At 43.9% G+C, this 12,989-nt stretch carries 14 protein-coding genes; 1 reads left to right on the forward strand and 13 read right to left on the reverse strand.

What is annotated here, in order from left to right; genetic code table 11:
* Window positions 1–260: 260 nt before the first annotated feature.
* Window positions 261–782, forward strand: coding sequence for a hypothetical protein (locus IT291_08925; GenBank protein ID MCC6221347.1), 522 nt, complete (start codon window positions 261–263; stop codon window positions 780–782).
* A gap of 24 nt (window positions 783–806) precedes the next feature.
* Here the strand turns inward: IT291_08925 and IT291_08930 are convergent, their stop codons facing one another.
* The 13 genes from IT291_08930 to IT291_08990 all read right to left on the reverse strand — a co-directional run bounded on the left by IT291_08930 (window position 807) and on the right by IT291_08990 (window position 12,988).
* A complete protein-coding gene (locus IT291_08930; protein ID MCC6221348.1) occupies window positions 807–1,289 on the reverse strand; it encodes an HNH endonuclease in 483 nt (160 codons plus the stop codon).
* A 322-nt stretch (window positions 1,290–1,611) separates the two neighbouring features.
* Window positions 1,612–2,859, reverse strand: coding sequence for an ATP-binding protein (locus tag IT291_08935; GenBank protein ID MCC6221349.1), 1,248 nt, complete (start codon window positions 2,857–2,859; stop codon window positions 1,612–1,614).
* Window positions 2,860–2,962: 103 nt separating this feature from the next.
* A complete protein-coding gene (hypE, locus tag IT291_08940) occupies window positions 2,963–4,012 on the reverse strand; it encodes a hydrogenase expression/formation protein HypE (protein MCC6221350.1) in 1,050 nt (349 codons plus the stop codon).
* A gap of 15 nt (window positions 4,013–4,027) precedes the next feature.
* A complete protein-coding gene (gene hypD / locus IT291_08945; GenBank protein ID MCC6221351.1) occupies window positions 4,028–5,140 on the reverse strand; it encodes a hydrogenase formation protein HypD in 1,113 nt (370 codons plus the stop codon).
* On the reverse strand, window positions 5,140–5,391 hold the full coding sequence (locus tag IT291_08950; GenBank protein ID MCC6221352.1) for a HypC/HybG/HupF family hydrogenase formation chaperone: 252 nt from the start codon (window positions 5,389–5,391) through the stop codon (window positions 5,140–5,142). Before IT291_08950 ends, hypD begins: the two co-directional genes overlap by 1 nt.
* Window positions 5,392–5,408: 17 nt before the next feature.
* Window positions 5,409–7,742 carry a carbamoyltransferase HypF gene (hypF, locus tag IT291_08955; protein ID MCC6221353.1) on the reverse strand — a complete coding sequence of 778 codons (2,334 nt, stop codon included), beginning with the start codon at window positions 7,740–7,742 and terminating at the stop codon, window positions 5,409–5,411.
* Window positions 7,742–8,005, reverse strand: coding sequence for a hydrogenase maturation nickel metallochaperone HypA (locus IT291_08960; GenBank protein MCC6221354.1), 264 nt, complete (start codon window positions 8,003–8,005; stop codon window positions 7,742–7,744). The genes hypF and IT291_08960 overlap by 1 nt, the downstream gene beginning before the upstream one ends.
* A gap of 3 nt (window positions 8,006–8,008) precedes the next feature.
* The gene (locus IT291_08965; protein MCC6221355.1) at window positions 8,009–8,515 is read right to left on the reverse strand and encodes a hydrogenase maturation protease; all 507 of its coding nucleotides are present in this window, start codon (window positions 8,513–8,515) and stop codon (window positions 8,009–8,011) included.
* Complete coding sequence (locus IT291_08970; GenBank protein ID MCC6221356.1) at window positions 8,505–9,821, reverse strand: Ni/Fe hydrogenase subunit alpha; 1,317 nt, start codon at window positions 9,819–9,821, stop codon at window positions 8,505–8,507. Before IT291_08970 ends, IT291_08965 begins: the two co-directional genes overlap by 11 nt.
* On the reverse strand, window positions 9,796–10,590 hold the full coding sequence (locus IT291_08975; protein MCC6221357.1) for an oxidoreductase: 795 nt from the start codon (window positions 10,588–10,590) through the stop codon (window positions 9,796–9,798). Before IT291_08975 ends, IT291_08970 begins: the two co-directional genes overlap by 26 nt.
* 1 nt (window position 10,591) lies before the next feature.
* The gene (locus tag IT291_08980; protein MCC6221358.1) at window positions 10,592–11,401 is read right to left on the reverse strand and encodes an FAD/NAD(P)-binding protein; all 810 of its coding nucleotides are present in this window, start codon (window positions 11,399–11,401) and stop codon (window positions 10,592–10,594) included.
* Window positions 11,402–11,415: 14 nt separating this feature from the next.
* On the reverse strand, window positions 11,416–11,883 hold the full coding sequence (locus IT291_08985) for a cyclic nucleotide-binding domain-containing protein (GenBank protein ID MCC6221359.1): 468 nt from the start codon (window positions 11,881–11,883) through the stop codon (window positions 11,416–11,418).
* A gap of 7 nt (window positions 11,884–11,890) precedes the next feature.
* Window positions 11,891–12,988 carry a 4Fe-4S dicluster domain-containing protein gene (locus tag IT291_08990; protein MCC6221360.1) on the reverse strand — a complete coding sequence of 366 codons (1,098 nt, stop codon included), beginning with the start codon at window positions 12,986–12,988 and terminating at the stop codon, window positions 11,891–11,893.
* Between the last annotated feature and the right edge of the window lies 1 nt (window position 12,989).

Raw genomic sequence — 12,989 nt, forward strand, 5'->3', positions numbered from 1 at the left:
ATACCGTTTCCAAAAAGTAAGTTAAATATTTTACTTTTTGGAAACGGTATTTGTTGTTTATTGGCAAGTGCTTACGCACTTGCTGTTTATAGCATTTACAAAAATCCTTTTTGTAAATGCTATAAATGCTATAAATACATAAATAAATTTCTCAAATATTGTGCACAGTTTGTCAACAACTTAGCGATAATGTGGCATTATAGTTACTGTTAATCGCCCCCATTGGGCGTTTGTTGTAAGAGATTTTTTGGAGTGATGTCATGAAAAAACTACCACCGCTTGAACCCGCTGCTATTGAAGACTTGAGAAGAAAACTAGAGTTTCTTGATGACTTGATAAAAATTGGAGAAGAGCCGTACGAGATTGAGAACGAAGTCAACAGCTGTGCTCATATGGCGAGTGTTTGGTTTTTTGGATGGTTGGTAAACAAGGGTTTTGATCAGCCGAGTCAAGTCCTGGCAGATCTGGCACGCGATTTTGTTACATTTGTTTATATATACGACGATGTCCCACGTCCGAGGAGTCGTTCCTTGGCTACTATTTCTAAGAATCGCCTGGCGGAGTTTGTTGCCTTTGTAGAATTTGCTGTTACTGATGAAGAATGGAAAAATAAGCATAATCCATTCGATGGCTTAATATTATTCTACGAATTTCTAGATGAAGTTGTGGGTTACGTTGGGGCAGATGCGCCTAGGCGAAAACGCGCTTTGGAGGCAATTAGGCGATCTAGTAACAAGCGACCATGCAGCACACCGCAGCCAGGTTATGAGTTGACCCAGTAGGAAATAATGCCGCCTTACCAAAACTTAGTTTTGTAAGTCGGCGTTATGTGAAAGGAACACTATCCAAGAGTCCGGCAGTTTGACGTCTATTCGCATAGTGAGGACGGGGAGCCAGTCTGGTTCCACTGGATTCTTACATAACTTCATTTTGGCCTGTTGAGGAGTCTTGCCACCTTTTTTTCGATTGCACGAGTGGCAGGCAGTTACGATATTTGTCCAACTATTGCCACCTCCTTGAGAGCGAGGAAGGACGTGATCGAAAGTGGCATCTCGGTATGTAAGCGCCCTTTCGCAATACTGACACGAAAAATTATCGCGCGCTAAAACATTTAATTTGCTAAGAGGCGGCTTCCGCCTGCCCAAATGGACAAACTGAAGCAAACGCACCACAGAGGGCATTTTAATAGCTATCGAAACAGAGCTAATTTCATGCTCGTACTCGTGAACTACTTCGACCTTGCCGAGAAAAAAAAGAGTCACTGCACGTTGCCACGTGATGACCTTCATCGGTTCATAACTAGCATTTAATAAAAGCGTGCTCTGCAATATATTCCTACATAGAAACCAAGCTCGTTATGTAGTCTCTATTTTTATTAAATGTTATGCATATTCTTAGCAAGAGAAAATTCACTGCTCCTCATTTGAAAAATCGATACAAACTAAGGTCTTACCTAGGGTAATCGGCAATTCCCCGCTAAGTTTAAAGCATTATTCTATTATGATAGCATAATTTTCACGGGTTTTTTTGAAAATTCTACTGCTTGCAACTATTGATAAAGAGCTCAATAAAACGAAGCTTTTCCTGAAAGTGCTTAACGACTAACGATCTCTAGGAAACATTCCAGGGAACAACGCAATCATTCTCTGATAGTGCATAAACTCGCTCGCCGGCTGAAATTATCAGCCCATTTGCAACTCTGTCTCGTGGATACGCTTGGCGAAAAGCTGTTATGCCACTTAGATCGTTCTTATCGGGGTTGCTTTTGCCCTTTATTTCGATTGGATAGAGTCGGTTATCGCATTCGACGATTAAATCTACTTCCTGCTTTTTATGACTTCGCCAATGGTATAGATTTGGTCTCGGACGCATTAGCGCAAGTTGCTTCATCATCTCTCGTATCACCAAGCTCTCAAAAAGGCGGCCATACATGGGATGCCCGGCAATGATTTCCGGTTTAGGAATTCCTAAAAGGTGGCAAGCAAGACCGGTGTCAGAGAAGATGCCTTTTGGTTTTTTTGCGATGCGTTTTACGGGGTTATTGAAGTAAGCAGGAATTTCATACCATTGGAATGTGGCCTGTAGTACCGAAAGCCACTTTTGCACTACTTTGTAATCCGCTCCCAGCTCTCTACCGAATTCCGAAAAATTTATCTCCTGTGCCGTAAGCGCGCTCGAAAGCTGATAAAATTTTCTAAACTTCACCAAATCTGTTTCAGTAAGCAGCAAGCGGATATCTCGTTCGATATAGGTTCTAATGTATCCTGCGTGAAAATCAGTAATGACATCTCGAGGAAGGCTAGTTGCCTCGGGTAGAGAACCTGTCCAGAGCGTTTCGTAGAGGTTAATTTCAATGCGCTTTGGCGAGGTGTTTTGTTCGATTTCATTGCGGTCTGCGAGCCAACGAACAAGCCATGGCCGATATGTTTTGTCTGCGTAGAGATTCGCCATCTCGCTAAGCGAGAAACTGTCCAGGTCTAGAAACACAGCCCTTCCAGCCAAACTCTCAGAGAGATTTTTCATAACCTCCCACTGCTGAGACCCTGTTAAAATGTATTGTCCGGGAACTCGGTTTTGATCGACTTTTCTCTTAATGACTGCGGTAAGTGCCGGGACGTATTGAATTTCGTCGAGAATAATTGGCGTCGTTTGGCTATTTAGAAATAGCTCAGGGTCTTCTCTAGCGGCTCCAACATCAATTATTGGGTCAAATGTGACTAATTTTGCGATATCCCCAAAGAGGTGTGTTACTAATTCGGTTTTTCCTACCTGACGCGCACCGCTAACAACAACAACAGGAAAATAAGAAAAAAGTTGCTTAAGTTTCTCCCCAAGAGCGCGTTCTTTGTAGAAATGCATAACAAAATTAAGTGGTTATCTAGTAGTGTAAATTAGGTCTTGATGACCTAATTTACACTACTAATGCTTCTCTAATATGTCAACGTTGGATCTATTAAACTATCTAACAAATCCTAGGTAACTGTTCTCCGCTCAGCATATCTACAATTCGCCTGGTGCCCACAACGGTTTCAAGAGTAACGCGGCGAGGGGATTTTTTGTCTATGTGTCCTATTGTATTAGCAGCTGCATTGTAAGCGCGTAAAATTTCAAGCGCCTTATTGCTGTCTTTTGGTGCAACAATTGCAATAAACCTGCCCTCGTTTGCAATGTGCAAGGGGTCGAAGCCCAAAAATTCTGATACGCCTCTAACCTTCTCGTGAACCTGTATTTCTCGCTCTTTAACGTTAAAATGTAGCTTGCTCGTTTCTGCTATTTCTACCAGTGCGCTTGCTAGACCACCGCGAGTTAAATCCCTTAAGCAGTGGATGTTTATGCCTGCTTGTAGCATTTCACAAACTGCTGCCCATAGGGGAGCAGAGTCGCTTTCGATCGTCGAACTCATGTCTAGCTCTTCGCGGGCACTAATTATGGCAATGCCATGCCGGCCAATATCGCCGCTTAATAAAATAGTATCTCCTACCGCAATCGACTTTGGCGAAATGTCTAAGTTGTGCTCAATTACTCCTACGCCTGTAGTCGTGATAAATACTCCGTCGCATTTTCCCTTATCGACTACTTTTGTGTCACCCGCAATTATCTGCACTTCAGATTCATCAGCCGCTTGCTTCATCGATAAAACTATTTTCCAAAGTTTTTCAATCGGAAAACCCTCTTCTAATATAAAAGCTGCGCTTATATAAAGGGGCCTTGCGCCACTCATGGCTAGATCGTTTATCGTGCCGTGCACGGCAATCTTTCCAATGTCTCCTCCGGGGAAGAATAACGGCGAAACGACATACGAATCCGTCGTCATAGCAATATTTTTTCGCGGCAAGGTTACAACCGCTGAATCGCAGTGCTTTAAAATAACCTCATTGGCAAAAGCGCTGTGAAATAACTCTCTAATGAGCGTGTCGCTCATGCGACCACCTCCACCATGTGCCAAAGTAATATTTGGGTATTTCTCAATTGAAATGGGACAGCTTAAATTTTTTAAAAATGGATCATCCATATTCCTCTAAAAATCTCAGGCTTCCGCAAACGCCGTTTCTCTATCGTCTCTTCTATACTTGTAGTATGCCGAACATGCTCCTTCCGAAGATACCATTGTGGCGCCAAGCGGATGTTCAGGCGTGCAACTAGTCCCAAAGGCCGGACACTCGAAAGGTTTTTTAAAACCTTGGAGAATGCTTCCGCTAATGCAAAGCGAATCTTCCTCTCGTTCTATAAGAGAGACATTGAAGCGAATTTCGGCGTCAAGCTTTTCGTAATCTGGTCGAAATTTTAAACCACTGCGATCGATGCCACCAATTCCTCTCCACTTCCTCATGGTTGGCTCAAATACTTGATTGACAAGTGCTTGTGCTTCTCGTGCGCCTTCTCGCTTTACTGAGCGCGAGTATTGATTCTCAACTTCCGCTCGACCTTCCTCCAATTGCTTAACGCACAAATAAATGCCACTCAAAATATCAATTGGTTCAAACCCAGTAACCACTATTGGAACGCCATATTTTTTTGCTAAAGGTTCATACTCCGCATATCCCATAACTGTGCAAACATGGCCGGCCGCTAGAAAACCTTGAATGCCGCTGTTTTTTGGGCAAAGTATGGCTTCTATCGCCGGGGGAACTAAGACATGAGAGACTAGCAATGAAAAATTGCTGAGATTTTCCGTCTTTGCCTGAAACGCAGTCATAGCCGTTGCGGGCGCAGTTGTCTCAAATCCAACTGCAAAAAATACAACCTCCTTGTCGGGGTTAGCCTTAGCTATTGCTAAAGCTTCGAGGGGAGAATACATAAACCTTATATCGCCACCACGGCCTTTTATAGAAAACAAATCACCACTTGTTCCCGGCACGCGAAGCATATCGGCAAAGGTGCAAAAAATTACGTTGTTTAGCGAAGCGATTGCCAACGCTCGGTCGATAACCTCGATAGGTGTTACACAGACCGGGCAACCAGGCCCATGGACGAGAGTAATCTCTTGTGGCAACAACTCTCCTATGCCAAAGCGAACGATAGAATGCGTTTGGCCACCACATATTTCCATTATTTTCCAAGGTTTCGTGGTTTTAGCCCGAATTAATTCACTGATGCGCCTTGCAGCCGTGGCATCTCTATACTCATCTACAAACTTCATTATCTCTCCTCGACTAATTCTTCGAGATGACCTATGTCTTCAATAAACGAAAATATACTTTTTGCTTCCTTCTCGTCTATTTTGCTTAACGCAAAGCCAATGTGGACGAGCACGTAGTCCCCAACCGTAGCTTCGGGAACAAAAGCTAGATTTATCTCCTTAACTATTCCGCCAAACGAAACTTTCCCGCGCCGCGTAATTGGATTAGTATCGGTAATTTCAAGTAATTCTCCCGGAACAGCTAAGCACATTTTGCACCTCGATTATGTCACTGTTGACTTAAGTATTTCTCATAATACGCCATTTGTCCAAAAGCTAAACCATTGTCATTAGTCGGTATTAATTGATTAAAAAACGGCCTAAAATTCTTAGCTTCTAAACATTTCTTAACTAACTGACATAAGGTTCTGTTTTGAAAACAGCCGCCAGACAGAATTATTTGTTCGATACCAAAAACCTCGGCCACACGGCAGGCAATAGTAGCCAAGGTGTGATGGAATTTTAAGCTAATATCGCATTGTGGTTTGCCGTTACCAATATCTTCCAAAATACTTCTAATTAAAAAGCCCCAGTCTGCAGTAAGAATATTCTCACCTCCAACATTCGCATAGCTAAACTTAAAATCATAACTTTTATTCAAAGTACTCAATTGCGAGATTGATTCTAGTCGAATCGCGGCTTCGGCTTCGTAGTCTGATTTTTGCACTAACCCTAAGAGCGATGAAACACCATCAAAGAGTCTTCCCATGCTGGAGCAATATGGGGAATTTATTTTTTTCTCTAGCATCTGTTCCAAAAGACTTAACTCTTCTCCAGTAAAACTCTGAATGCTTGGAAGAGTTTTAAATCCCAACACATCTTTGCCGAAGATTTCATAAAGCAAGCCTATGGCAGAACGCCGCGGCTCATAAACGGCTCTCTCTCCACCTGGAAGCATAAATGGCTTAAAACTACCTACTCTTCTAACTTCGCTATCCCTAAGCAAAAAAAACTCAGCACCCCAAACAGTCTGGTCAGTGCCGTAACCCGTCCCATCCCAGCTAATAGCTAGTGCTGGAAAAGAAAGTTTGTGCTCGCAAAAGCAAGAAAAGGCGTGTCCTATGTGATGTTGAACGGAGATCTTCGCCGCCGGACGCGAGGTAAACGTCGAAGTAGAAAAATAATCGGGGTGCAAATCGTGAATAATAGTTTTTGGCGCAGCGCGATAAATGTTTTCTAAGTTCCTAACGACTTTAGAAAAAACGTCCCTAGATTTGCCAGTATCGAGCGAGCCTATGTATTGACTTACTATTATTTCGTCATGAAGCGCCATGACAACAGCGTTTTTTAAATGCCCCCCGGTAGCTAGCGCAAACTCGCCAGTTTTTTCTCTAGGGACTGACAGCGGAATAAATCCACGAGCTAGCCTAATTACCTGCGGCTGCTTGTCAATAAACTGCACTATCGAATCGTCAACGTGATGAATTATGGCTCTGTCGTGAACCAAAAATAAGTCCGCAATATTAGACAACTGCTCCAAGGCTTCCGCGTTGTCTATGCAAATTGGCTCATCTGACTGATTTCCACTAGTGGCGATAATTGGTATGCCAAGCTCATTACATAAGAGGTAGTGCAGTGGAGTATAAGGGAGCATCGCACCTAGGAAGGGGTTTTCTGGAGCCACGAAAGCGGAAAGGCCAAAAATGTTAGCAGCCTTTTTTCTGACGAGCACTATAGGGGCTTGGCGTCCAACTAAAACATTTTCCTCGTAAATGGAGGTAAGGCAATGTCTTGTTAACTCGCTAAGGGAGGGAAACATGACTGCAAAAGGTTTAGACTTTCGCTGCTTGCGCTCTCGCAGAATAGATACAGCTTGGTCGCTAGTAGCGTCTGCTAAGAGTTGAAATCCTCCCAAGCCTTTTAAAGCGACGATATGACCTTTCTTTATGTAATTAACTGTCGCACTTAGCGCAGCATCGCCACATAATAGAAGTTTTCCACTCGAATCCAATAGTTTAAGCTCAGGCCCACAAGCACTACAAGCATTTGTCTGTGCGTGAAAGCGCCGATTGCTTGGATTCTCAAATTCTTCCCTGCACTGTGCACACATTTGAAACGCACGCATTGAAGTGTTATCGCGGTCGTATGGCAGTGATTCAACAATGCTAAATCTAGGCCCACAGGCGCTGCAAGTGGTAAATGGATAACGGTAGCGCCGATTGCGAGAGTCGGAAATGTCAGCAATACATTCGCCGCAAATCGCTAGATCGGGCGAAAGTGCGCTGCTGTGAGAATGTTCATCTGTGCTTTTCTCTATGGAAAAAACTTTATAGCCCAGAAGCGGTTCGCTAGAGCGGTCAATACTTGAAATGCTAATCGGACTAACAGCCTTTTTGTTTAGATTTTTGAAAAAAATATCAATCTTTTCCTTTGTTCCCTCAATATCGATGCAGACGCCGTGACAAGTATTTTTTACGCTTCCGAATAAAACCAAGTCGGTAGCAAGTCTAAACACCAAAGGTCTAAATCCTACTCCCTGAACCACTCCCTTTATTAAAGCTTTAACGCGCTCAATATCTGATTTCGCATCCAAGGCGCTATTGTGAAAAAAGCCCGACGTCATTATTTTAAATCTACGCTGTCGAGAAGAATTGCTTGCGCAAGCTTTTCGTCGCGCTCATCACTTAGCTCCTCGATTTCTAATAATGCGTTCTCGGCACAAGTGCCTAGTGCCTCTTGTTCAAAATGCTCTCTAAAATGTTCTGCAGAACAGTGACTTAAGGCCCCCAGTTTGACTCTTACGACGGATACCGACTCGGCGCTTTGCTCCTTAGCGATTTGCTCGATTTTTAATACCAAATCTCTTATCATTGATGCCTCGTGCATAGCTCAAATCTCCTGTTTCTGTAGTAAGGAATCTACCTCTGCGGTAATCGTTGCTACAACATCTTCTACTATGCTTATAACCGCAGGCGAAAGTTCCGTAGTGTGTCCAAAGTTCTCACCCTCAATGCCGTAAATTATTAGTTTAGATGGCAATATTTCTAAAACCTTACTTAGTTCAATTGCCTGCATGAGACCTAGCGAATGAGTAGAAAACGAAAGAAAGTCATCGTCGAAAGAAAAGCTTAAAGCGTCTAGTCGACGAATCCTGCCTGGTTTTTCAATCGCTACAGTGGCGTCAATTAGGATGACTGTATCGAGATTCCGCCAAATATCTATTAATGGCGACGTGTCTCTATCTAGTAGCTCGACGCGAATGTGCTCGCTCTGCAAATGGGTTAGTTTATTTGCCACTACTAATCCTACGCTATCGTCTCCACGATAGGAGTTTCCAATGCCAATTATGGCAACTGTTGGATGAAAAGCGTCTGTTGTGGAAAGTTTACTCTTCATCGATATGTAGTTTTAAAAAATGCGTCGCGCATGAAATGCAAGGGTCGTAGTTTCTAATTGCTTGTTCGCAATGGTGCTGTAAAACTGCTTGTCCCTGAGAAAAATATCGTTCTACGAAATGTCGCAAATCTTCCTCGATTATTTTTTGGTTTTGCGATGTAGGTGGGACGATTTTTGCGACTTTAATTATTCCCTGCTCGTCGATTTCGTAGCGATGATAGAGAATGCCGCGCGGTGCTTCGGTGCAACCATAACCGTTGTTGGCTTTGGGAGTGATCGGCATTTTAGAGCTAAAGGGCGCATGGTATGAGTCAATTAGGCGTAAAGCCTCTTCGATGGCATATAGAACTTCAATAGCTCTAATTGCGATGCTTTTAAATGGGTTGGTGCACGGCGGAGTTAGGCCTAGTTGCTCTGCGTAATATTTAGCCGTGGGCGTAAGGCAGTTAAAATTTAGGTTAAAGCGCGCCATGGGGCCGACGAGATAATCTCTTTCCTTTTTGTCCGCGTCAATGTGCGTTGCATGTAGGGCGGTAGAATGAGGAAGGTGCTTTTCAAAGAAAAAGTTCTCAAATTGCGAAACGTCGATGTTTAGTCCAGCGCTCGAAATTACCTTTCCACGGTCTATGGGGTATTCGTGAGGATGGCAAAGAGAGACAAATAGGTAGCCTCTTTCAAGCTGTGGATATCTAAATGTAGAAAGCCATTCTAGAGTTTTTATCGCGTCCTCGTGAGCTTGTTTCAGTTTGTCGGCAAACTCAAGTAGTTCTCTAAAAGTGGGGGTTTTGTAAAATCCACCTAAGCAAACATTGATTGGATGAATATCTCTCCCGCCTACTAATGACATTAGATCGTTTCCGACTTTCTTTAAGCGAAGTCCTCGCTCTACTTCTTGAGGAAAGTCTTTAGCCATCTGAACAACGCCCTCATAGCCCAGAAAATCGGGTGCATGGAGCATGTAGATGTGAAGCACGTGGCTTTTAATCCATTCGCCACAATAGAGGAGTCTTCTTAGATCTCTTAATGGCCCATCGACTGTTATGCCGCAAGCGTTCTCCATCGCCTGGCAGGCACTCATTTGATACGCTACGGGGCAGATTCCACAAATGCGAGCCGTTATGTCGGGCGCTTCGGTAAAAGCCCGATCAACTAAAAGTCCCTCGAAGAAGCGAGGAGGCTCGAATATTCTTAGCTGGACATCTTTTACTTTGCCATTTTGTGCCTTTATGAAAAGACCACCCTCTCCCTCAACGCGTGCTAGGTAATTGACTTTTATAGTCTTAGTCTGATTTTTTGCTTCGCTCATACTGCCTGCCTATTTGATAAAACTCTTCGCGCGTTGGATTAAAGGTTCTAAACACCCGAGCTATGTCCGCATTGCTAAAACCACAGGTCTTTAGTTCGCTTGCAAGTGCTGTTGCATTAGGCGTTTCCTTTGGACCAAAGCACCCATAACACGCTCTGTTATAAGTGGGGCATATAGCTCCGCAGCCAGCCTGCGTCACGGGGCCTAGGCAAGGCGCATTTTTGCTAACCAAAATGCATATATTACCTTTAAGCTTGCACTCTACGCAAACGCTATAGGTTGGAATATTAGGTGTTCTTCCTTCTAGTAAGGCGCATATTAGATTCAATAGCTGTCCTTTGTTGATTGGGCAGCCTTGTAGAGCAAAGTTAACTGGCACGTAGCGAGATATAGGTAAAGCTGTGTCGAGTGTACATATGTAGCTCGGGGTTGCGTAGACTAATGATAAAAAATCGTTTTTGTCGCGAAAGTTCTTAAGTGCCTGAATGCCTCCCGATGCCGCGCAAGCACCTACAGTTACAATTATACGAGAGTTGCTGCGAATGTCTTGTATGCGCTTAATTTCCTCAGGTGTGGAAACCGAACCTTCCACTATGGATATGTCGTAAGGGCCTCGCATAGTTCGTTTGCTTGCTTCGAGAAAATATGCAATTTCAAGGCGCGAGGCTATTGCGAGAAGCTCTTCTTCGCAGTCGAGAATGCTAAGTTGACAACCATCGCAGGAGGTAAATTTCCAAACGGCGAGCTTGGGTTTTTTGTGTCTTGGCATATTAAAATTCTCTTACGACAAAAAACTCTTCAACGTCGCTGTATCGAAAGACTGGGCCGTCCTTGCAAACAAAATGCGAGCCGAACATGCAATGCCCGCAATGGCCTATAGCGCACTTCATGTTTCGTTCCATCGATAGGAAAATGTTGTTTGGTGTTTGTCCTAAAGCTATTAACTTTTCAATAGCAAAGCGCATCATTATTTCTGGACCGCAAACAAAGGCGATGCTGTCATTGTAATTTGCGCTGGCTTTTGAGAGCAGAGACGTTACTACCCCCACATTTCCCATCCAACCATCTGTTGCTATGTCTACGATTACTTCTAGTTTTAAATTGCGTTCCAGGCGCGTAAATTCTTTTTTGAAAAGAATATCTTTGGGAGAGCGCGCTCCGTAGAAGATAACTGCATTGTTGATTTTGTTTCTCTGTGTTGCAATAAGGTGAATTAATGGCCGAAGTGGCACTAATCCTATCCCGCCCGCGATTACTACAATGTCTCTGCCAAAACCTTCTTCAATTGGCCAGTGACTTCCGTATGGGCCTCTTAGTCCAATGATATCTCCCTTTTTTGTTTGCAGGAGTGCTCTGCTAACGGCGCCGACTCCTCGAATTGTGTGAGGGATGATGTTTGTAGAGGTATCGACGTCGCTATATGAAATGGGAATTTCTCCAATGCCGAAACAGTAGAGCATGTTAAACTGTCCTGGTTTAGCAGGAGCAAGCTGCTCATTTCCACGCGGCTCCAGGTAAAGGGTGGCGACATTTGGTGCTTCTATGCGTTTAGCTTTAATTCTATATGGTATCGGCAACATGCCATTCACGTTTGCTATACCTCTTCGTGCTCGCCGTACATATCTAAGAGTCTAATGCGCGTTGCCTGCAATCTATCGGCGGCAATTCCGGCAAAGCGCTTCATTAGTTCGTAGCCCAATTTTGGATCTGTCTCGCATTTTCCTCGTAAACATTGTCCATCTAGCTCGATAGCGCTTACTGGTTTTAGTGCCCTAGCGTCGAATTGCAGGCGGTAAGGCGGAAACAGCCAAGATACTCCCAAGACTTCTCCCTCTTTTACGGTGTCTATGGTTATTAGCCCACGCGGTGGAACGTCGATGTCGAGAGCGACCGAACCTTTGCGTATTATGTAAAACGCATTGGCCGCGCTTCCCTGGCGGAATATTATTTCACCCTCTTTAAAATGCACATTTTTACCGCATCCGGCCATCAGCTCTATGTAGCTAGAATCTAGGCCCTGAAAGAAAGGATGCTCGCAGAGTAGGGCTTTTATTTGTTTCATTCTAATCTTAACTCTCCCGAATGGCAGCGATTTCTTCTGTTACATCAATTCCAACTGGGCACCAGGTTATACAGCGACCACAACCCACGCAACCAGAAGTTCCAAACTGATCGATCCAAGTAGCAAATTTGTGAGTTAGCCACTGGCGATAACGCGACTTCACGCTACAGCGTATGGTTCCACCGTGAATGTAGGAAAACTGCTGTGAAAAACAAGAGTCCCATTTCTGAACCCTAGACGCCTCGTTCCCACTTAAACTGCTAATATCGTCCACGCTACTACAAAAACAGGTGGGGCACACCATAGTGCAATTGGTGCAACTTAAGCATCTTTCCGCTACTGCTTCCCATCGCGGATGTTCCAAATTGTTACAAAGAGTATTTCTAATGTTTTTCGTTTCTAAGCTTCTACCCATCTCATTTGCCGCGGCAGCCACAAGTCTTTCCGCGGCAGCCACTTCCTCAAGCGAGGCTACTCGATGAGAAATTTCCCTTATTAATTCCTCAGCCGTTAAGGAGCCAACTTCTGCGACGAAAAAATGCTCCTCTGGACTACATACTTCAGTAAGCGCTAGATCGAACCCAAAAGATACTTTTGGGCCCGTATTCATAGACGTGCAAAAACACGTGTTCCCTGCGCGAGTGCAATTTAAGGCAACTATAAAAATATTTTCGCGGCGCTTCTTGTAGTCCTCATCCACGAATTCTTTGCCCATAAAAACTTTATCCTGAATAATCATGGCATGGAGTTCGCAAGAACGAATGCCGAAAAAAGCTAGCCTTTTTACTTCGCTGGCTGCCGGATAAATCTCTAGGGACTTATCTTCAAGTCGTTTAGATTTCCACAATGTTTGAACTGGCGGCCTAAGGTAATGCTTGCACGACTGTGGTCCTACGGTAAAAGCAAAGAGTCTCTCGCTTTCTTCTCGCTTTGTGCTATAGCTCCCAGCTTCTTGATGGTCGACCACTCCTTTTGGCAAATCGCTAATCCCATTAATTCTGTCGACGACTATAACGCCATCGCGCAAAACTGGACCAATAACCTCGAATCCCTTAGCGCACAGAATGTTTATAAGTTTATCAAGTGCCGCTAAAGTAAGAATTATC

The organism is Deltaproteobacteria bacterium (assembly GCA_020845775.1).
Lineage (GTDB): Bacteria > Bdellovibrionota_C > UBA2361 > SZUA-149 > JADLFC01 > JADLFC01.